The organism is Citricoccus sp. CH26A (assembly GCF_000224415.1).
Classification (GTDB): Bacteria; Actinomycetota; Actinomycetes; order Actinomycetales; family Micrococcaceae; genus Citricoccus.
This window is the reverse complement of the sequence record NZ_AFXQ01000001.1, coordinates 243000-262743: the sequence shown is the minus strand read 5'-3', so window position 1 is coordinate 262743 and position 19744 is coordinate 243000. Positions and strand designations below refer to the sequence as shown.

The following is a 19744-nucleotide window of genomic DNA, read 5'->3' as shown; positions in this document are numbered from 1 at the left end:
CCGGACCGGCCGAGGTACCCGACGGTGCACGGTAGACTGGTGGGTCGACGTCGTACCGCCCCGATGGGGGCCGGAAGGAGACCGAATGAGCGACCGCAGCCTGCGCGGCATGCGCCTGGGCGCCCAGTCCATGGAGTCCGAGTCCGGAGTGGAGCCAGCCCCGCGTCAGCGGGTCGAGTACCGCACCGAGGACGGTGAGCAGGTGTTCGTGGTGTTCGCCACGGACGCGGAGATCCCCGCCACCTGGACCTCGAAGACCGGCAAGGAGGCGCTCCTGGTCGACGGCGAGAAGCCGGACCAGACCGACGCCAAGCCGGTCCGCACCCACTGGGACATGCTCCTGGAGCGGCGCAGCATCGAGGAACTCGAGGACGCCCTGGAGGGCCAGCTGAACAAGCTCCGCGAACGCCGGGGCGAGAAGACCAGCTCCTGACCGGTTGCTGAGCGCCGGGACGTCCCGGACCACCAGACAGCGGAGGCCCGCATCGCGATCGATGCGGGCCTCCGCTGTTCCCGGCTCCGGGTCCGGCCCCTGGCGCCGACCGGGGCTCAGCCGCCGAGCCGGGCCTTGAGCACGTTCCAGCGGGCCTGCAGGCCCCACTTGGTCACCGAGGTGACGGCCTCGGTGATGATGTTCCCGCTCATCTTGGACTCGCCGTACTCGCGTTCCACGAAGGTGATCGGCACCTCGGTGATCCGCTTGCCCAGCAGCGCGGTGCGGAAGGTCATGTCGACCTGGAAGCCATACCCCTTGGACTGGACGTCGTCCAGGTCGATCGCGCGGAGCGTGTCCGCGCGGTAGGCGCGGTAGCCGGCGGTGACGTCGGTGAGCTTCAGGCCGAGCATGATCCGGGGGTACAGCGAACCGCAGGCCGAGATGAGCTTGCGGTGGGCCGGCCAGTTCACCATCTTGCCGCCCGGGACACGGCGGGAGCCGATCACCAGGTCCGCGCCGTTGACGGCCTCGAGCAGCCGGGGCAGCTGTTCCGGCTGGTGGGAGCCGTCGGCGTCCATCTCCACCAGCACGTCGTACCCGCGCTCCAGGCCCCAGCGGAAGCCGGCGATGTATGCCCCGCCCAGCCCGTTCTTCTGGGTCCGGTGCAGGACGTGGACCTGCGCGTCGGACGCCGCGGCATCATCGGCCCACTGGCCCGTGCCGTCCGGCGAGGCGTCGTCCACCACCAGCACGTCCGACTCCGGGACGGCCACGCGCAGTCGATCGAGGGTGCGGGGCAGTGACTCGATCTCGTTGTACGTGGGGATGATGGTGAGCACGCGCATGCTGGAGCAGTCCTTCGGGTCGTCCGGGGGCATTGGCAGTCAAGTATAGGGGTGGCCGTCGGGGAGCGGGCCGGAGGGAACGGACCGGGGGCTCAGGACCGGTGGGCGAGGGCGCCGTTCACGACCGTGGCCACGCACCGTGGGGCGGCGGTGCCCTCCTCGAGGACCGGAAGCAGCGGGGTCCCGGCGCGGGTGTCGGTGCTCCAGGCGGCCACGCGTCCATCCGGTGCCTGCACGCTGAGCGCCTCCGTGGCCCAGATGCCGAACGTGGCCGGGGCGGACGGCGCGATCCGGCCGGCCGTCCCGAACCGGTCGGCGACGGCGGCTGGCAGCGCGCGCAGCCCGGCCCGGGTGGCGGCGGTGAAACCGGCCCGGGCGGAGATCCGCTGGTCCGGGTCCCCGTGCTCGAGGCAGGCCCGGACGGCCGACCAGAGGTCCCGGGACCCGGCCCCGGTGCCGAGGCAGACCGGAACCCCCCGGGCAAGCAACGAGGCGACGGGCGCGAGGACGGCACCGGTGGCGTCCGGGACCACGGTCACGGACACGCCCAGACGGCTGAGGTGCTCGATCGTGGACTCCGGAACGGGGCCATTCCACGCGACGCGGTGCCGGGCCCGCCCGGTGGCGGCCTGTCCCTGGGCCTCGGCGGCCCCGGCGACGGCGACGATCACGGCCTCCAGGCCCTCGGCGTCCTCCGGCAGGAAGTACACCTGGACGCCGGCCTCGGTGGCCACGTCGGCCAGTCCGGCCGCGGTCCGCGCGTCCAGGCCCGTCGGCCCCACGACGGCGGCCAGTCCGGCCACGGCCGCACCCCCGGTGTCACACTCCCCCGCCGCGACGCGGGCCTCCTCGGGTGACCGGGGCACCCGGCCGGCCTCGACCGGCAGGTAGGTCACGGTGGCGGCGCCGTCGCCGCTGACGGAACCGGCGGCGCTGACGGAACCGGCGGCGCTGACGGTCACCGAGAGGAACGCCCCCGACGAGGCGGGATCGGCACCGGTGGCCGGGCCGAGCGAGTCCACGAAGGCGGGGACCACGAGGGCCTCATCGAGGTCCACGACCTCCCAGTCCGCCCCGGTGCGCTGCCGCATCTGCTCGGCGGTGTCATCGGCTCCGACCCAGGCGACGGACCCGCCGTCCACGAGCACGGCCGTGGCGTAGGGGTCGGACGTGGAGTGGATGGTGCCGTTGACGTAGAGAGTGGTCATCCGTCCAGCGTATCCACACTAGAGTACGCGACCACGCCGCGGCGGATGAGATCCACGGCACGCTGGCACTGGCGTGGCAGCCCGGGGTGGCCCGGCACCTTGGAGAGCTGGTCCAGCAGGTCGATCACCTGGCGGGCCCACCGCACGAAGTCCCCCGCGGCGAGGTCCGTGCCCTTGAGGGCGTCGCGCAGGTTCCGTCCCCGGGCCCACCGGTGGATGGGCCAGACCAACCCGGCGTCCGGCTCGGGCGTCGGTTCGAGCTGGGCACCCCGTTCGGCCAGCTGGAGCTCGTACCAGTGCTCACCGGTGCGGTCCAGGACCTCCTGGAGCCGGGCGGTGGGCATCTGCGGGATGCCCACGGTCTCGTCGCCCTTGGCCTGGTAGACCAGCAGGGCCGCGAAACCGGCCAGTTCCTCCGGGTCGAGTTCGCGCGCCAGGCCGTCCTCGAGCAGCAGGGAGGTCAGCAGGTCCCGCTCGCCGTAGATCCGGCGCAGCGTCTGACCGGAGGCGGTCACCCCCGGGGACTCCGTGGTCCCCGCCACGGCGCCGGCCACCGCGGCCTCGGCGTCCACGTAGCCGTAGGTGGTGAGCAGGCCGGTCAGCCGGTCGAACGCGCGGGCGATCGTGTTCGTGCGCCCGGCGATGCGGGCGGAGAGCTGGTCCACCTCCTTGCGCAGCTTCCACCAGCGCTCGGCCCAGCGGGCGTGCTCCTCGCGGTCCCGGCACCCGTGGCAGGGGTGCCGCTCCAACTGCCGCCTCAGCTCCTCGACCCGTTCCCCGGCTCCCTCGTCCCGGAACCGGAAGCCCGCGGTGGACCGGCCACCGGGAGCCGGTCGGTGCTCGCGCAGGGCCGCCCGCATGGCGGAGGCGATGTCCTTGCGCTGGCTGGGGGTCTTCACCTGGATGTTCTGCGGCAGCCTGGCCCCGGCCACCGGGTCCACGGGGGCATCGAGGTCCTCGGTGGAGATGCGGCGCAGCTGGGCCTGCTGGGTGATCACGCCGACCCGCGGGTTCGCCGGGTTGCCGGCGGGGAACACCACGACGACGGTGCCCAGCCGGCGCGGTCCGGGCACCTCGACGACGTCCCCGGGAAGCAGGTTGGCCAGGGACTCCTTGACCGCCCGCTGGCGGGCGCGGTGGCGGCCCTTGGAGGAGTCCTTCTCCGCCTCCGAGAGTTCCTTGCGCAGCCGGGCGTACTCGGTGAAGTCCCCCAGGTGGCAGGTCATGGACTTCTCGTAGCCGGCCAGCGACTCCTCGCGGCTGCGGACCTCGCGGGCCAGGCCCACGACCGAGCGGTCCGCCTGGAACTGGGCGAACGAGGACTCCAGGATGGTGCGGGAGCGCTCGAGGCCGAACTGGGCGATGAGGTTCACGGACATGTTGTAGGTGGGCCGGAACGAGGAGTTCAGCGGGTAGGTCCGGCGCGAGGCCAGCCCGGCCACGGCGGCCGGATCCAGCCCGGGCCGCCAGAGCACCACGGCGTGGCCCTCGACGTCGATCCCCCGGCGTCCCGCCCGACCGGTCAGCTGGGTGTACTCCCCCGCGGTGATGTTGACGTGGGCCTCGCCGTTGAACTTCTCCAGCTTCTCGATCACCACGGTGCGGGCCGGCATGTTCACCCCGAGGGCCAGGGTCTCGGTGGCGAAGACGACCTTGACCAGGCCGGCGCCGAACAGCTTCTCCACGACCTCCTTGAACGGCGGGAGCATGCCGGCGTGGTGGGCGGCGAAGCCCCGGGACAGCCCGTCGCGCCAGCCCCAGAACCCCAGGACGTCCAGGTCCTCGGGCGGCAGTGACCCGGCGGCCTCGTCCACCACGGACTGGATCTGCTGCTTCTCCCCCGGGGTGGTCAGGTCCAGTCCGGCCCACAGGCACTGCTCCACGGCACCGTCGCACCCGGCGCGCGAGAAGACGAAGGTGATGCAGGGCAGCAGGCCCTCGCGTTCCAGGGTGCGGACCATGCCCGGACGGGACACGCGCAGGTCGCTGCGGACGCGCTGCGGAGCCTCGTGCCGACCTCCGGCCGGGCCCGGTCCACCGGATCCACCGCCGTCGTACCGCGTGGTGGTGACGTCCTCACGGCGTCCGTAGCCCGGGGACGCCGTGTTCCGCTGTCCCCGGCCGGGCTTTCCCCCGCCCCGGCCTCGCCCCCGGGGCCCGCCCCCGCGTCCGCCGCGGCCGCCGCCGTACTGCTGACGGTTCGGCCGGCCCCAGTCGCTGCGTTCCTCGCGCCGTCGCTGGTCCTCGGCCAGCCGCGCCAGCTCGGGGTTGAGCACGAGCTGACCGGTGGGCTGCGGGGTGCCCGTGGCGCCGGCGTCGGGATCCGCGGGGTCCCGCACCGGGGTGTCCGGGCCGATCTCGTCGAAGGCGACCTCCGTGGCGAACAGGTCGTACAGCTGAGTCCCGGCCATGACGTACTGCCACAGGGGCACGGGCCGGTGCTCGGAGACGACCACGGCCGTGGAGCCGCGGACGGTGTCCAGCCAGGCACCGAACTCCTCGGCGTTGGAGACCGTGGCGGAGAGCGAGACCAGCTGCACGTGCTCGGGCAGGTGGATGATGACCTCCTCCCACACCGCGCCGCGGAACCGGTCGGCCAGGTAGTGCACCTCGTCCATGACCACGAAACCGAGGTTGACCAGGGTGTCGGAGTCCGCGTAGAGCATGTTGCGCAGCACCTCGGTGGTCATCACCACCACGTCGGCGTGCGAGTTGATGGCGGTGTCCCCGGTGAGCAGGCCCACCCGTTCCGTGCCGTAGGTGGCGACGAGGTCCTGGTACTTCTGGTTGCTCAGCGCCTTGATCGGGGTGGTGTAGAACGCCTTCTGGCCGGCGGCGAGGGCCAGGTGGATCGCGAACTCGCCCACCACGGTCTTGCCGGCCCCGGTGGGGGCGGCCACGAGCACGCCGTTGCCGGCCTCGAGCTCACGGCAGGCCTGGTCCTGGAAGGGATCCAGCGGGAAGTCCAGCGTGGCGGTGAACCGGCCCAGCTCCGTCTTCGCCTCGGCGGTGCGGCGGCGGGCTGCGGCGTACCGCTCCGCGGGGCTCAGCCGGCCGGTGGTGTCATCCGCGGAAGGTGCCATGCACCCAGCCTAGGACATGGCCCTCCTGCGGTCCCCCCGGGACGTGCGGGGTCAGAGGTCCCGCAGTGGCGTGGGCCCGGTGCCGAGGTAGTCCTCGTTGTCCTGCTCGAGCCGCGCCATGCGCCGGGCTCGGCGCCGGTCGTTGATCAGGCAGATGACGATGGCCACGCCGAAGAGCAGCACCAGGGGGATGGCCAGGTAGAACATCGTCATCGCATCGGACCCCGGCGCGGCCAGGGCCGCGATCAGGGCGATGATGAAGACCGTGATGCGCCAGTGCTTGAGGATCTGCCGCCCGGGCAGCACCCCGAGCATGTTCAGGCCGACCAGCACGACCGGCAGCACCAGGGCCACTCCGAAGGCGAGGAACAGCCGCAGCACGAACGGGATGTACACGTCCGCGGTGATGACGTTCGCCGTGCCCTCCGGGGACAGGCCCACGAAGAACTGGACGGCCTCCGGCAGCACGAGCCAGCCCAGCACGACGCCGAGGACGAACAGCGGGACGGCCGCTGCGATGAATCCCAGCGCGTAGCGCTTCTCCTTCTTCTTCAACCCGGGGACCACGAAGGCCCAGAGCTGGTAGAGCCACACGGGGCTGGAGATGACCACGCCCACGAAGAGCGCGACCTGCAGCATGATGTCGAAGGGCTGGCCCACGGCGCTGAAGGCCACGGTCACGATCCGTCCCTCGTCCGAGAGTCGGTGGACCGGGTCGATCAGGGCCGAGAAGAACGGCTGGTAGATGATGAAACCGACGATGGCGCCGAGCAACAGCCCGACGCCGGCGATGATCAGCCGGTTGCGCAGCTCCCGCAGGTGGTCCTTGAGGGGCATCTGCCCGTCGGGGTTCTTCCTCCGGGACACGCGGACGCGCCGGGAGCGGCCGGCCTCGGAAGCGGTCGACATGGAGTGCGGACCGCCCGCCTACTTCTGGTCGTCGGAACCGGTGGTGCGGCGGTCACCGGTGCGCGGGGCGTCGGCCTGGCCACCGTCGACGATGCGTCCCTCGACCGGGGCGGAGTCGTCCTGGCCCGCGCTCCTGCCGTGTCCGTCGTCGTCCTTCATCTGCTTGACCTCGGACTTGAAGATCCGCATGGACTGCCCGAGGTTGCGGGCCATTGCGGGCAGCTTGGGCGCTGCGAACAACAGCAGCACCAGGGCGATGATGATGACGAGCTGCCATCCCTGGAGTCCGGCGAACATGAGGACGTCCTTTCGATTGAACGGTTCGAGTCTACGGCACGGGGCTGGGCGGGAACGCCTCGGGCACGTCATAACCGGCCCTGGCCTCCGCGAGCCAGCCGGTCACCGCGTCGACGAGTGACGCCGGTTGCAGCACGCGGAATTCGCCCCCGTGCCGGGCGGCCTGGGCGCGCGCGTAGTCCGCGGAGGCCAGGCGGACCTCGGCCACCACGGACCCGTCCGCCAGCGTGGCCGTGCGCTCGGGGCGGAACCCGTCGGCCAGGTCCCGGATCCGGTGGGCGAAGAGCACGTGGGCGGTGCTCTCGGCGCCGTGCGGGGAGAACAACGGCCCGTCCAGGGCCACCTGCCGACCGGCGTGGGTCTCCCCGGTCTCCTCGATCTCCCCGATCCGGTCGAGCCTGAAGTTGCGCAGGCCCTCCTGCTGCCGGCACCACGCCTGGAGGTAGCCGTGCCCACCCTGGGTGGTGATCCGCAGGGGCTCGACCTCGCGCCGGCTCTGCTCGTCCCGCCCGGCGGCGTGGTACGTGATGGTCAGCACCCGGCGCTCCCGCACCGCGGCGTGCAGTCGCCCCGCCACGTCGGCGTAGGGGCCGAAGTCGAACCGGGCGTTGATGCCGTCCGCCGCGCGCTCCACCTCGGGGCCGGACGCGGCCACGATCTTGGCCAGCGCCGTCCGGGCCGCGGCACGCTCCTCCTCGGACAGTCCGGGGATGCCCGCGGAGGCGCGCAGCCCGACGAGCAGGGCGCCGGCCTCCGGGATGCTCAGCCGCAGCGGACCGGACAGGTCCTCCGCCTGGCTGATGCGTATCCGTCCGTCCTGGTCCTCGACCTCGAATTGCTCGCCGGCGAAGTACCGCTCTGGCATGCCGCAGAACTGGAGCTCCTGGAGGATCCTCTCCAGTTCCGCGTCGGTGACGTCGAGCCGCTCCGCCAGCTCCGTGCGGGGCATGGCCCCGCGCTGGTTGATCAGCCCGATGACGTCCACCATGGTCGCGACCCTGTCCCGGTCACTGCGGCGGTTGCGGCGGCGTCGCGGTTCGACCAGCTCATACGGCGGGACGGGCAACCGGTGGGCCGCCAGGGCGCCGTCCAGCAGGCGCACGACGGCGTCGCGCACCGCGGCCGAGGTGGCCGGGACCCGCGCGGTGGGTCCGGCCGCGGCGACGGTGCCGGCCAGTTCGGCGGAGCGGGTGTATCTCAGGCTCACCCGGTCCCAGCCGTCACGGGTGGTCCCCCGGGGCTCGGCGCCCAGGCGCAGACCGACCGCCCGGCCGGGGCGCAGCTCCAGGTCCACCGTGGCCGGTTCCCGCTCACCGGAGACGAGGTCGCGGACGGCCTGCAGGTCGAAGCCCGCGGGCCGCCCGGGGGCAGGGCGCCCGCCGTCCGTGGCCGGGCGGGGTTCGGACTCCATGCGCGTGAGCCGGAACGTCCGCTGGGCCTGCCGGTCGAGGTCCCAGCCGACGAGGTACCAGACGCCCGTGGGGTTGGTCAGGGCCCAGGCACGCACGGTACGCCGGTGCGCCTCCGGCGCACCGGCGGTGCGGTAGTCGAAGGCGATGACGGACTGGCCCCGGACCGCATCGGCCAGGGCGGTGAGGGTCCGGTCGGCACCGGCCAGCCGGGCCCCGAAGGCCTCGTGGTCGGAGGTGGAGGTGGCCGCCACCCAGTCCTCCCCCGCATCGAGCCTGCCGAGGGCACGGACCACGGCACGGTCGACGTCGGAGCCCTGCCACGCCGAGCGGGCCCGCACCAGGGCGAGGCGCTCGGCATTGGTGAAGTCGACGTGCGGCAGGTACATCTGCTCGGGGTCGATGCGGTAGCGCACCTCGTCGGCACGCTCCGCACCCTCCCAGTTCCCGGTCTCCTGGACCTCGTGGGCCCTGAGGGGCACCCCGATGTCCTTGAGGACCTCCTTGTCCCGGGTGAACATCTTCTCGAAGGCCTGCTCCGAGGTCGCGGCGGCATACCCGTCCACGTAGCGGCGCAGGGAGTCCTTCGTGACACCGCGGCGTTCATGGGCGAGCAGCAGCCACAGCACGGAGACGATGCGCTCCGTGGCCGGGGGCTGGAAGGCCGGGTCCGGAGAGGAGGGTGCGCTCACGCCGGGGATCAGCGGACGTCGACGAGGTCCACGACGAAGATGAGGGTCTCCCCGGGGCCGATCTCGGCGCCGGCGCCGTTGTCCCCGTAGGCCAGGTGCGGCGGGATCTCCAGCCGGCGGCGTCCCCCGGGCTTCATGCCCAGCAGCCCGTCGTCCCAGCCCTTGATGACCTGGCCGACGCCCACCGTGAAGGGCAGCGGCTGTCCGCGGTTCCAGGAGGCGTCGAACTCGGCGCCGGTGGACCAGGCGACCCCCACGTAGTGGCACTCGACATTGTCCCCGGCCTGCACGGCGGGACCGGAGCCCTCGATCAGGTCCTCGATGACGAGGTCCTCCGGCGGGGTCTCCCCCGGGAACTCGATCTCAGGGCGGGAACGGTCATAGTTGCGCTGTCCGAAGGACATGGGTGGGATTCCTTCCAGGTGGGGGGAGGTGCGTCAGCCCATCCTACTGAAGACTCGGCAGGGGGCCGGCCGGGTCCGGGACTACTCCGAGGCGGACGGGGAGGGCTCGGCGGAGGCCCCCTCCGTGGACTTCCCGGCGCCGCCCTGGGGTTGTTCGGCCGGCTGGGCCGGGGGCATGGCGTGGATGATGTCGACGACGAAGACCAGGGTCTCCTTGGCCAGCTCGTGCTCGGAACCGCCGTAGCCCTTCGCCGGCGGCACGACGAGCAGGACCTGGGAGCCGACCTTCTGGCCCTGCAGGCCCTCGGTCCATCCCTCGATCACGCCCGTCAGCTGGAAGCCGGAGAGCTCGTCCCGGGACCAGGAGGAGTCGAACTCCTCACCGTCTGACCACTTGATGCCCTTGTACTGGACGGTGACGTAGTCCTGGGCTCCCACCTCGGCACCCTCGCCCTGGATGAGTGGCTGGACCACCAGGTCCTGGGGAGCCTTGCCCTCGGGCGTGGCGATGGTGGGCTCACCGGACTCCTCGTCCAGCGTCACCGCGGGCAGCTTCGGGTCGATGTCCCCGACGGACTCCCCGTTGGCGCGGGCCGGGCTCGCCCCGGCGATCTGGAAGACCATGAGCTGGTCCTTGGCGCCCTGGCCCTGCTGCCCGGCGGGCATGAAGAAGGCGACCTGCGCCCCGACCCGGTTCTGGTCGATCATGTTGTACAGGACCTCGTTCGCCTGCTTCAGCCCCTCCGTGAGGTGGACCGCCTCCGAGCCCTGGGTGAAGTTGTCCGCGGTGACCTCGCCCGTGGCCGGGTCCACCACGGCGGTCTGGACCATGGCGACGTCCCCCGGCTCGATCTCCTCCCCGTCCCCGTCCTTCAGGACGCGGGAGGAGACCTGGTCGGTCTCGATCTCCCCGTCCACGGTGACCTCCGGGCTGCCGTCATCGGCGACCGAGAGCGAGACCGGCTTGAGGGCCTCCTTGTCCCCGGCGCCGCGTGCCTCCGGTTCGGCGCAGCCGGCCAGCAGCAGCGCCCCGGCCAGGGCGAGCCCCAGGGGCGCGGCCGCCCGCAGACGGCGCGGGGACCGGGTCAGGGAGCGGGGTGCGGAACGGGGGGCGGTACCAGTCATGGGATCCTTCGGTAGTGCCAGCGGGCCCGCGGCGCGGGCGGCGCCGAGGAACCCTCTCCGGGGTGGGACCCGGACACTCTACTGTGCCACGTCACACTGGAGGGATGCTGGACGCATCGCCGTCCCGGTGTCCCTTGGCCGGGGCGTGGTCCGGTGACGGGATGGACCGCAGCAGTTCGTCCAGCCGCTCGGACGAGGTCTGGAACGGGTCCTTGGTGGTGACGGTCAGCAGGGGCCGGTCGGAGAGCTTCAAGTGCGTCCAGTCCACGGCATAGGACTGCCCGGACTCGCGGGCCGCCTGGATGAACCGTCCCCGCAGTGCGGCGCGCGTCGTGGCCGGGGGGTGTCGACCGCCTGTCGGACGGTGTCGTCGTCCAGGAAACGGGCCGCCGCCCCGCGGGACTGCAGCAGCGTGAACAGGCCCCGTCCGGGGGTGATGTCGTGGTAGGACAGGTCGAGCTGGGCCAGCCGGGCGGAATCCCAGTCGAGCCCGTGCCGGTCGGCGTAGCGGGTCAGGAACCGCTGCTTGATCGCCCAGTCGATCTCGGTGTCGATGCCCGCGGGGTCCTGGCGCTCCACGGCGTCCAGGGCCCGTTCCCACAGGTCGAGCACGGCGTCGAGGCGGTCGTGGTGGGCCCCGTGCCGCTCGACGAACGCGGTGGCCTGCTCCAGGTAGTGCCGCTGCAGCTGCAGCGCGGACCGGCGCTGTCCCGAGCGTAGGGACAGCTCGGCGGTGCCGGTGAGGTCGTGCGAGACCTGGCGGATCGCCAGGATGGGGTTCTCCAGCTGGTGGTCGCCCAGGGGCGTGCCGGCCTCGATCATCCGCAGCATCAGGTCCGTCGCGCCGAAACGGACCAGCTGGGTGGTCTCGGACATGTTCGAGTCCCCCACGATCACGTGCAGGCGCCGGTACTCCGCGGCGTCGGCGTGCGGTTCATCGCGCGTGTTGATGATCGGCCTCGAACGGGTGGTGGCCGAGGAGATGCCCTCCATGACGTGGTCGGCGCGCTGCGAGAAGGCGAAGTGCGCACCGTCCGGCCGGTCCCGGTCCAGGGTGCCGGGGTCGGTGTCCCCGGTGCGCGGCGCCACCACCTTCCCGGCCCCGGCGTACAGCTGCCGGGTGATGAGGAAGGGGATCAGGGCCTCGGACAGGCGGCGGAACTCGGTGCGCCGGTTCAGGAGGTAGTTCTCGTGGGAGCCGTAGGAGTTGCCGGCGGAGTCGGCGTTGTTCTTGTACAGGTAGATGGTCCCGGTGAATCCGTCCGCGGCCATCCGTTCCGTTGCCTGGTCGATGAGCTGCTGCATCATCACCTCGCCCGCCTTGTCCACCGCGACCAGTTCGTCCAGGGTGGAGCACTCGGCGGTCGCGTACTCCGGGTGGGAGCCCACGTCCAGGTAGAGCCGGGACCCGTTGGAGACGAAGACGTTCGAGGACCGCCCCCACTCGACCACGGGGCGGAAGAGGTAGCGGGCCACCTCCTCCGGGGTCAGCGGACGGGCTCCCGGGTGGGAGTAGTGCACGCCGAACTCGGTCTCGACGCCATAGATCCTGCGGTCCATGGGCGGTTACTGCCCGCCCTTCTGGACGAAGCCCTTGACGAACTCCTCGGCATTGGTCTCCAGCACCGAGTCGATCTCGTCCAGCAGGCTGTCCAGGTCGGTGGTACCTGCCTGCGCGGAGCCGCCCGCGGGGGCCGGAGCCGGCTCCGGGAGGTCCTCCTCGCGCTCGGACCTCGATCCGCTGTACTGCTGTGACATCATGCCTCCTGCGTCTGTCGGGTTCCCCCAGCCTACGCCCGCGGGTCCTCCTGGGCTCCGGACAGGGCCGCCAGCAGGCGGTCGAAGGACCCGGGTGCGGCGCCGTCGTCGTACACCCCGGCCATCTGCTGGGCCGTGGCCGAGAGCGGCTCGCGCTGGTGGAAGCGGTACAGTCGGCCCTCGCCGTCCCGGCGCAGCAGCAGCGTGTCCCAGCTGGCGCCCACGACGTGCTGGCCGAAGACGCCCACCGTCCGGCCCCTCGCCCACGCGCGGGTGTCCTCCGGCGGGGTGTGCACGGCCCGCTGGACCGTCTCCTCGGGCACGAGGGTGCGCATCGAGCCCCGGCGGACCAGGGCGGCGTGCAGCCCCTTGTCCGGCCGCAGGTCCGCGTACTGCAGGTCCAGCATGCCGATGCGCGGGTCGTCCCAGCCCACCCCGTGGCGCTGGCGGTAGCCCGAGAGCAGCTGGTGCTTGGCCACCCAGTCCAGCCGGTCGGCCAGCGCGGCCGGATCCGTGCGGAGCAGCTCGAGGGTCTCCCCCCAGGCCTGCAGGACGTCGAGGGTGGCCGGGTCGGTCATGCCGAACCGCTCCACGTGCGCGGCGGCGGCGTCCCGGTACAGGTCCATCAGGTCCAGGCCCGTGAGCCGGCGGCCGTCGACCAGTCCGACCGTGGTGCCCAGGGTGGGGTCGTGGCTGATCGACTGCAGGGCCTCGACGGGGTCCCTCAGCTCGAGCACCGGGCACGTGCCCAGTTCGATCATGGACAGCACCAGGGCGGTCATCCCGCACCGCAGCCACGTGGCGTACTGGGACAGGTTGGCGTCCCCGATGATCACGTGCAGCCGCCGGTACCGTTCCTGGTCCGCGTGGGGTTCGTCGCGGGTGTTGACGATCGGCCGGCGGATCGTGGTCTCCAGGCCGACCTGTTCCTCGAAGAAGTCGGCCCGCTGGCTGATCTGGAAGCCCGGCGTGCGGCCGGTCGTCCCGATCCCCACCCGGCCCGCGCCGCAGACCACCTGGCGGGCCGCGAAGAACGGCAGGAGCCGGGCGGCGAGTTCGTCGAAGTCCAGGGCACGGGTCACGAGGTAGTTCTCGTGCGCGCCGTAGGAGACGGACTTGTTGTCCGTGTTGTTCTTGTACAGCAGCACCTGGGGCTCGCCCGGGGCCTGGGCGATCCGCCGGGAGGCCGCCAGGGCCACCCGGTCCCCCGCCTGGTCCCAGACCATGGCGTCCAGCGGGTTGGTGGTCTCCGGCGCGGAGTACTCGGGGTGGGCGTGGTCCACGTAGAACCGGGCGCCGTTGGGCAGCACGAGGTTCATGACCAGGTGCACGGGGTTGCCGTCGTCGTCCGTCAGGGGCCGGTCGGTCAGCTGCGTGGGGTGGGCGGCCGAGCGGGGCAGCTGCCAGCCGCGGGCGTCCACCAGCGGGGACTCCTCCCCGTAGTCCCATTCGGTCCCGGCCACGGAGCCCCCCTCGGCGGTGACCACGTCCGCGTAGGCGTTCACCACCTCGGTGGAGAGCACGGTGTGCCCCGCCCCCGGGTTGTCCGGGGCGTGCACGCCGAACTCGGTCTCCATGCCCATCACCCGGTGCACGCCCCAGCCGGCGGTGTCCCGACCGGCCGGCAGGACGGCGTCGTCCGGGACCAGCCCGCGCTGGCCGCGCCACGCGGGCGCGACGCCGGACGGTCCCCCCGGGCGTCCGGGTGCGGGCGGCACGTGGCTCACGTGGTCGCCCCCGGGGCCCGGCCGTCGCCGTGGTCCTGGGCGGAGGGCAGCCGGTCGCGCACCAGCATCCGCAGGGACGCCACGCGGCCGCCGCGGTGCCCGGCGATCCGGGCCCACTCCTCCGGGGAGGCGTTGTTCGGCAGGTCCTCCTGCTCGGCGAACTCCTCCTGGACGGCCTGCAGGAGGTGACCGGTGGTCAGGCCCTTGGCGGCCTCGTCCCGGCCCGCGGCGAGGTAGTCCTTGATGGCGTGCTTCTTGGCACGGTCCACGATCGACGAGATGACGGCCCCGGAGGCGAAGTCGCCGAAGTGCAGGGTGCGGGTGCTGCCGTCCACGTAGGTCACCTCCACGTACTCGGTCTCCGGTCCGCGGCTGTAGAGGTGTGCCGTGACGGCGGCGATCATGGCGTCGACGGCGGCCTGGCGCCCCCCGGTGCGCTGGATCTCGCTGGCGTGCAGGGGCAGCCGGGTGGTGAGGTACTTGCCGAAGATGTCCGCCGCGCCGGTGGCGTCGGGCCGGGAGACGTGGATCTTCACGTCCAGCCGGCCGGGCCGCAGGATCGCCGGGTCCAGCATGTCCTCGCGGTTGGAGGCGCCGATGACGATCACGTTGTCGAGGCGTTCGACGCCGTCGATCTCGGCCAGCAGCTGCGGGACGATGGTGGTCTCCACGTCCGAGGAGATCCCGGAGCCGCGGGTGCGGAACAGGGACTCCATCTCGTCGAAGAACACCACCACCGGATAGCCGTCGGAGGCCTTCTCCCGGGCACGGGCGAAGATGGTGCGGATGTGCCGTTCGGTCTCCCCCACGTACTTGTTCAGCAGCTCGGGGCCCTTGATGTTGAGGAAGTAGGACCGCGCCTCCTCCGTGGACCGCGCCGCCAGCGAGGAGGCGACGGCCTTGGCGATCAGGGTCTTGCCGGTACCGGGCGGGCCGTAGAGCAGGATGCCCTTGGGCGCCTTGAGGCCGTGCTCGCGGTACAGGCCCGGGTGCAGGAAGGGCAGCTCGATCGAGTCGCGGATCTGCTCGATCTGCTCGCCGAGTCCGCCGATGTCCTCGTAGCTGACGTCGGGCACCTCCTCGAGGACCACGTCCTGGACCTCGGTGAGCGGGACCAGGTCCAGGGCGTACCCGGTGCGCGCGTCCAGGGTGACGGCGTCACCGACACGGACCCGCTCCGCGACCAGCCGCTCGGCCCGGCGGACCACGCGTTCCTCGTCACCGCGGCCTACGACCACCAGCAGTCCCCCGTCCAGGGTCTCCTTGACCCGTACGAGCTCGCCGGTGCGCTCCCCCTCCACGACGGCCACGATCACGGGGGAGTCGTTGAGCAGCACGTCGCAGCCCTGGGTGATCCTGGCCTCGTCCAGCAGGGGCGAGACCGCCACCCGGATGCGGCGGCCGTTGTGCAGCACGTCCACCCCGCCCTGGACCGTCGCGGCGATCTCGACGCCCTCGACGGCCTCACGCGCCGGGTGCACCTGCAGGACGGTCGCGAAGCTGAACGGTGCCTCCCCGTCCATCTCCAGGGCCTTCTTCAGCACGGTGATCTCGTCGCGGGTGGTCTCCAGCAGGTCGACCATGCGGCGGTTGTTCCGCGAGGCCGTCTCCAGCTGGTACTCCAGCGTCCGGTTCTTCTCCACCAGGGCGGCCGAACGGCGCTTGGCGGCGTCCAGTTGGCTCGCCAGGGCGGGGTCCACCGCGCTCTCGGCGCCGGTGCCGGGCAGGGAATCGCTCACGAGTGCCTTTCCGGTCGAGGGGCTAGGGCGGGTGCCCCGTCGGCCTTGCCCGTCCATCCTAGGCGCGACGGGCCGGGCTCGTCCCTCAGAGGTCCTCGAGGTGGCGCAGCGCCCCGCGCTGTTCCATGGATGCGGCCTCCTTGGCGGCCTTGCGGGCCTTCTTGTCCGTCACCGGTCGCTCCCCCAGGGCCTGGGGGGTCCAGCGGGACTCGTCGGCCGGCTGCCACGCCTCGATGTCCTCGGCGGAGAACTCGGAGACCTTGGACCGCTTCTTCAGCTGCAGGGCCTCCTCCCCCGAGGCCAGCCGCCGGCAGGTGATCAGGAACCCGGTGTGGGCGACCATCCGGTGGTCGGGGCGCACGGCCAGGCCGTCCAGGTGCCAGCCGCGCACCATCGTCTCGGAGGCCTCCGTCTGGGTGAACCGGCCGTCCGCCCGGATGGCCTCGGCGACCCGGGACAGCTGGGTGGCGGTGGCCACGTAGTTGAGCCACACCCCGCCGGGGGTCAGCACGGTGGCCACCGCGTCCAGGCACTCCCACGGGGCCAGCATGTCCAGCACCACGCGGTCCACGCTGCCCGGGGCGTGCACGCGCGTCATCTCCTCCTGGGCATCGCCCAGGTGGATCTGCCACGCCGGGTGCTCGCCGCCGAAGAACGTCTGGACGTTGGCGCGGGCCACGTCCGCGAACTCGGGGCGCCGTTCGTAGGAGTGCAGTTCACCGAGGTCACCGACGGCCCGCAGCAGGGAGATCGACAACCCGCCCGAACCGACGCCGGCCTCCACCACCCGCGCACCGGGGAAGATGTCGGCCATCTGGACGATCTGGCCGGCGTCCTTGGGGTACACCACCGTCGCCCCGCGGGGCATGGACAGCACGAAGTCGCTCAGCAGCGGCCGCAGCACCTGGTAGTCGTGGCCCGCGGAGTTCTGCACCACCACCCCGTCCGGGCCGCCGAGCAGGTCGTCGTGGCGCAGCACCCCCTGGTAGCTGTGGAACTGGCCACCGGGGGTGAGCGTGATGGTGTTCAGCCGTCCCTTGGCGTCCTTGAGCTGGACCCGCTGTCCGGGCCGGAGCGGGCCGCGGCGCTCGGAGGCCCCGGTCGGTCCGGGCCGGGCGGTGGACGGGCTGGTGGAGTCGGTCATGCGTTGCGGGTCTTCCTGGTGGATGGGGTGGCCGGCGTCTCAGCGCGTGCGGCCCGTGGTCAGCCACGCGACGACGTCGGGCTGGCGCAGGACGCCGCACACCGAGCCGTCGGGAGCCAGTACAGCGTATTCGGCGCCGTCCACCGCGGCGAGCCGGTCCACGAGGGGACGGCCGGCGTCGGTGGCCCGCACGACCGCTCCGGGCGACAGCGCCCGCGCCACGGCCGCGGCGGGGACGACGGTCACCTCGGTGTCCCGGACGGAGGCCAGGGCCGCCTCGTCGACGACGGCCTCCGGCACTCCCGCGGGCGAGACGAGGACCGCGCGGGCACCGGCCGGACGGTCCAGGACCTCCGCCACGGTGATGGTGGCCGGCAGGCCGACGGCCGGGTGCATGAGCTGGGCCGCGGTCAGGGTGGGAACCCGCAGTCTCAGCTGCGCCCCGCGGATCGCCTCCGTGGCACCGGTCCACAGGAAGTAGCCGACCATCACGAGGATGACGATCAGGGGGATGTCCGCCTGCCTGCCCTGCAGCAACGGCACCACCACGACGGCGACCACCAGGGCCGCCACGATGACCCGGCCGGCCCAGCCGGCGGCGATGGTGCCGCGGTCCTGGTCACCGGTGATCGCCCACACGGCGGACTCGACGATGCGCCCGCCGTCCAGCGGCAGTCCCGGCAGGGCGTTGAAGATCGCCACCAGCCAGTTGGCGTAGGTGAAGATGCCCAGCAGCAGGCTCGCGACGCCGTCCGGCTGCCACGTGGCCATCAGGAGCTGACCGGCCAGGGCCAGGACCACATTGGCCGCCGGTCCGGCCAGGGCCGTGACGAGGGACTTGCCCGGGCTGGCCTGGAAGGCCCCGAACTGGGTGTGCCCGCCCCACAGGTTCAGCACGATCTCCGTGGTGGGCCAGCGGAACAGGCGGGCACTGCCGGCGTGGGCGAGCTCGTGGGCCAGGACGGAGAGCAGCAGCAGGACGGCGTAGAGGAACGCGATCCCGTAGGCTCCCCAGCCCAGCTCGGGGAACAACCGGGCGACCTGCGGCCCGAACAGCAGCACGACGAACAGGGCGATGAGCGACCAGCTCCAGGACAGGTAGACCGGGACGCCGAGCAGTCGTCCCAGCCGGAGCATGCCGCTGCGCTGTGGACCCGTGTCCGCGCCGGCGGCCGGGGCGGGCCCGGTCACGGGGTGCTTCCGTGCGGGCCACCGGCCACGGGTGCCAGGGACCGGTCCGGCCAGCCGGCCAGCCGGCGGGCCACGCGTGCCAGGTCCGCCGGCAGACGTCCGGCCAGCGAGGTCCAGTGCTCCCAGCGGGGATCGGCCGGCAGGGGCATCACGTGCGGCACGGCCACGACCGGCAGTCCCGCCGCGGCGGCGGACTCCAGGCCGGGCAACGAGTCCTCGATCGCCACGCATCGTGACCGCTGCAGCCCGTCCATCCGGCGGGCCATGACGTCGAAGGCCGTGGCGTACGGCTCCGGGTGGGGCTTGCCGTGCAGCACCATGTCCCCGGTGACCAGGAACTCGAAGGACCCCGCGGGCATGGCCGCGGCGACGACGCCGGCCAGCGGCGCGTGGGACATGGTCACCAGGGCGCTGGGCACGCCCGCCGCGCGCAGTGCCGCGAGCAGCTCGCGGGCGCCCGGTCGCCAGGGGACGGAGCGGGTGATGCCGTCGATGACAGCGCCCATGGTGTGGCCGATGATCTCCTCCACGCCGAGGCGCACCCCGGCCTGCTGCAGCAACCGCGCGCCGTGGTCGAGTGCCTGGCCCACCAGCGACTGCGCGAGGGCGTGCGTCCAGGTGCCACCGGCCTCCTCCACGAGGCGCCGCTGGCTCTCGTTCCACAGGGGTTCGGTGTCCACGATGGTCCCGTCCATGTCCCAGAAAACGGCGGCGGGCATCGCGTCTGGACGGCGCCGGCCTGCGGCCTCATCAGGGGTGGACATGGCCTCCAGTCTAGGGGGGCGCACGGCAGCGGGACGGCAGGTTCACGTCTGGCACGGCCCTGATGCACGGGTCTAGGGTGGCTGTCATGGCGCAGGACGAGAAGAAGGACGACAGGAACCACCCCCGCGGGCTCCCCGACCACCTGGCCGGGTCCGTCTCCGGGCGCCGGCCGGTGATCCTCGTCGCCGCCTTCGAGGGCTGGAACGACGCCGGCGAGGCCGCCACCGACGCGATCGAGTTGCTGCGACGCCAGCTCGGTGCCTCGTCCGCCGGCTCCCTGACCGACGGGGACTACTACGACTACCAGTTCACCCGTCCCACCGTGGTGCGTGACGCAGACGGCCTCGGGACGCTGTCCTGGCCGCAGACCCGCATGTACCGCGCCACGACCGGGCCGGACGGCGTCGACCTGCTGCTGGTCAGCGGGGCCGAGCCCAGTTACCGCTGGCAGGCGTTCACCGCGGAACTGCTCACCCACGCGGCCGAGCAGAACGTGGACGCGGTGGTAATGCTCGGGGCGCTGCTGGCGGACGTGCCCCACACCCGGCCACTGCCGGCTTCGCCGTCCAGCGCCGATCCCGAACTGCGTGAACTGCTCGGTGCGCGGCGCCCCACGTACGAGGGACCCACCGGGATCGTCGGGGTCATCACGGACACCGCCGCGCGGGCGGGCCTGCCGACGGTCTCGGTGTGGGCCACCGTCCCGCACTACGTCTCGCAGGCCCCCTCGCCGAAGGCCGAGCTGGCGCTGCTGCGCCGGCTGGAGGACATCCTCCAGCTCACCATCGACCTCAAGCCGCTCGCCGAGGACGCCCAGGCCTGGGAACGCGGGGTCAACGAGCTGGCCGGTGAGGACCCGGACGTGGCAGCCTACGTGGAGCAGCTCGAACGGGCGCGTGACACCGAGGACCTCCCGGAGGCCACGGGCGAGGCGATCGCCCGGGAGTTCGAGCGGTACCTGCGCCGGCGGCGCCAGGACTGATCCCGCCGCAGGGCTGGCGGGTCGGCAGCA

16 protein-coding genes and 1 pseudogene are annotated in these 19744 nt (G+C 72.5%); 2 read left to right on the top strand and 15 right to left on the bottom strand.

All coding sequences use genetic code 11. The features are described from left to right. The first annotated feature begins 85 nt into the window (after positions 1–85). Complete coding sequence (locus tag CITRI_RS0101130; protein ID WP_010142709.1) at positions 86–433, top strand: RNA polymerase-binding protein RbpA; 348 nt, start codon at positions 86–88, stop codon at positions 431–433. A 116-nt stretch (positions 434–549) separates the two neighbouring features. Here CITRI_RS0101130 and CITRI_RS0101125 read toward each other — a convergent pair whose 3' ends face one another. The 15 genes and pseudogenes from CITRI_RS0101125 to CITRI_RS0101055 all read right to left on the bottom strand — a co-directional run bounded on the left by CITRI_RS0101125 (position 550) and on the right by CITRI_RS0101055 (position 18731). Continuing rightward, entirely contained in the window at positions 550–1281 is a 732-nt protein-coding gene (locus CITRI_RS0101125; protein WP_029138935.1) for a polyprenol monophosphomannose synthase, read from the bottom strand. Between the two features lie 92 nt (positions 1282–1373). Further along, the gene (locus CITRI_RS0101120) at positions 1374–2489 is read right to left on the bottom strand and encodes an amidohydrolase family protein (protein ID WP_010142705.1); all 1116 of its coding nucleotides are present in this window, start codon (positions 2487–2489) and stop codon (positions 1374–1376) included. Next, positions 2486–5572, bottom strand: a complete 3087-nt coding sequence (locus CITRI_RS0101115) for an RNA helicase (protein WP_010142704.1) — start codon at positions 5570–5572, stop codon at positions 2486–2488. Before CITRI_RS0101115 ends, CITRI_RS0101120 begins: the two co-directional genes overlap by 4 nt. Positions 5573–5623: 51 nt before the next feature. Beyond that, complete coding sequence (tatC, locus tag CITRI_RS0101110) at positions 5624–6481, bottom strand: twin-arginine translocase subunit TatC (protein ID WP_029138934.1); 858 nt, start codon at positions 6479–6481, stop codon at positions 5624–5626. A gap of 18 nt (positions 6482–6499) precedes the next feature. Next, positions 6500–6778 carry a Sec-independent protein translocase subunit TatA gene (gene tatA / locus CITRI_RS0101105; protein ID WP_010142702.1) on the bottom strand — a complete coding sequence of 93 codons (279 nt, stop codon included), beginning with the start codon at positions 6776–6778 and terminating at the stop codon, positions 6500–6502. A gap of 31 nt (positions 6779–6809) precedes the next feature. Then, positions 6810–8879, bottom strand: coding sequence for a YafY family protein (locus CITRI_RS0101100; RefSeq protein WP_010142701.1), 2070 nt, complete (start codon positions 8877–8879; stop codon positions 6810–6812). Between the two features lie 8 nt (positions 8880–8887). Next, the gene (locus tag CITRI_RS0101095) at positions 8888–9283 is read right to left on the bottom strand and encodes an FKBP-type peptidyl-prolyl cis-trans isomerase (RefSeq protein WP_010142700.1); all 396 of its coding nucleotides are present in this window, start codon (positions 9281–9283) and stop codon (positions 8888–8890) included. 81 nt (positions 9284–9364) lie between these two features. Next, the gene (locus tag CITRI_RS15750; RefSeq protein WP_010142699.1) at positions 9365–10408 is read right to left on the bottom strand and encodes an FKBP-type peptidyl-prolyl cis-trans isomerase; all 1044 of its coding nucleotides are present in this window, start codon (positions 10406–10408) and stop codon (positions 9365–9367) included. A gap of 91 nt (positions 10409–10499) precedes the next feature. Further along, positions 10500–11968, bottom strand: a pseudogene (gene pafA, locus CITRI_RS15745) (Pup--protein ligase). A gap of 6 nt (positions 11969–11974) precedes the next feature. Next, complete coding sequence (locus CITRI_RS0101080; protein WP_010142696.1) at positions 11975–12169, bottom strand: ubiquitin-like protein Pup; 195 nt, start codon at positions 12167–12169, stop codon at positions 11975–11977. Positions 12170–12198: 29 nt separating this feature from the next. Next, positions 12199–13884 carry a depupylase/deamidase Dop gene (gene dop, locus CITRI_RS0101075; RefSeq protein ID WP_010142695.1) on the bottom strand — a complete coding sequence of 562 codons (1686 nt, stop codon included), beginning with the start codon at positions 13882–13884 and terminating at the stop codon, positions 12199–12201. Between the two features lie 5 nt (positions 13885–13889). Beyond that, positions 13890–15632 (bottom strand): proteasome ATPase, encoded by a 1743-nt coding sequence (gene arc / locus CITRI_RS0101070; RefSeq protein WP_010142694.1) that lies wholly within the window; start codon positions 15630–15632, stop codon positions 13890–13892. Positions 15633–15717: 85 nt separating this feature from the next. Beyond that, positions 15718–16776 carry a tRNA (adenine-N1)-methyltransferase gene (locus CITRI_RS0101065; RefSeq protein ID WP_010142693.1) on the bottom strand — a complete coding sequence of 353 codons (1059 nt, stop codon included), beginning with the start codon at positions 16774–16776 and terminating at the stop codon, positions 15718–15720. Between the two features lie 39 nt (positions 16777–16815). Continuing rightward, on the bottom strand, positions 16816–17967 hold the full coding sequence (locus CITRI_RS0101060; RefSeq protein WP_010142692.1) for a site-2 protease family protein: 1152 nt from the start codon (positions 17965–17967) through the stop codon (positions 16816–16818). Next, the gene (locus CITRI_RS0101055) at positions 17964–18731 is read right to left on the bottom strand and encodes an HAD family phosphatase (RefSeq protein ID WP_029138933.1); all 768 of its coding nucleotides are present in this window, start codon (positions 18729–18731) and stop codon (positions 17964–17966) included. Before CITRI_RS0101055 ends, CITRI_RS0101060 begins: the two co-directional genes overlap by 4 nt. A gap of 86 nt (positions 18732–18817) precedes the next feature. Between CITRI_RS0101055 and CITRI_RS0101050 the strand changes: the two genes are divergently transcribed. Beyond that, on the top strand, positions 18818–19714 hold the full coding sequence (locus CITRI_RS0101050; RefSeq protein ID WP_010142690.1) for a PAC2 family protein: 897 nt from the start codon (positions 18818–18820) through the stop codon (positions 19712–19714). The last annotated feature ends 30 nt before the right edge of the window (positions 19715–19744 follow it).

Coding starts and splice junctions, on each gene's coding strand:
- CITRI_RS0101130 (WP_010142709.1), top strand. CDS start 86: ATGAGCGACCGCAGCCTGCGCGGCATGCGCCTGGGCGCCCAGTCCATG.
- CITRI_RS0101125 (WP_029138935.1), bottom strand. CDS start 1,281: ATGCGCGTGCTCACCATCATCCCCACGTACAACGAGATCGAGTCACTG.
- CITRI_RS0101120 (WP_010142705.1), bottom strand. CDS start 2,489: ATGACCACTCTCTACGTCAACGGCACCATCCACTCCACGTCCGACCCC.
- CITRI_RS0101115 (WP_010142704.1), bottom strand. CDS start 5,572: ATGGCACCTTCCGCGGATGACACCACCGGCCGGCTGAGCCCCGCGGAG.
- tatC (WP_029138934.1), bottom strand. CDS start 6,481: ATGTCGACCGCTTCCGAGGCCGGCCGCTCCCGGCGCGTCCGCGTGTCC.
- tatA (WP_010142702.1), bottom strand. CDS start 6,778: ATGTTCGCCGGACTCCAGGGATGGCAGCTCGTCATCATCATCGCCCTG.
- CITRI_RS0101095 (WP_010142700.1), bottom strand. CDS start 9,283: ATGTCCTTCGGACAGCGCAACTATGACCGTTCCCGCCCTGAGATCGAG.
- CITRI_RS15750 (WP_010142699.1), bottom strand. CDS start 10,408: ATGACTGGTACCGCCCCCCGTTCCGCACCCCGCTCCCTGACCCGGTCC.
- CITRI_RS0101080 (WP_010142696.1), bottom strand. CDS start 12,169: ATGATGTCACAGCAGTACAGCGGATCGAGGTCCGAGCGCGAGGAGGAC.
- CITRI_RS0101065 (WP_010142693.1), bottom strand. CDS start 16,776: ATGACCGACTCCACCAGCCCGTCCACCGCCCGGCCCGGACCGACCGGG.
- CITRI_RS0101055 (WP_029138933.1), bottom strand. CDS start 18,731: ATGTCCACCCCTGATGAGGCCGCAGGCCGGCGCCGTCCAGACGCGATG.
- CITRI_RS0101050 (WP_010142690.1), top strand. CDS start 18,818: ATGGCGCAGGACGAGAAGAAGGACGACAGGAACCACCCCCGCGGGCTC.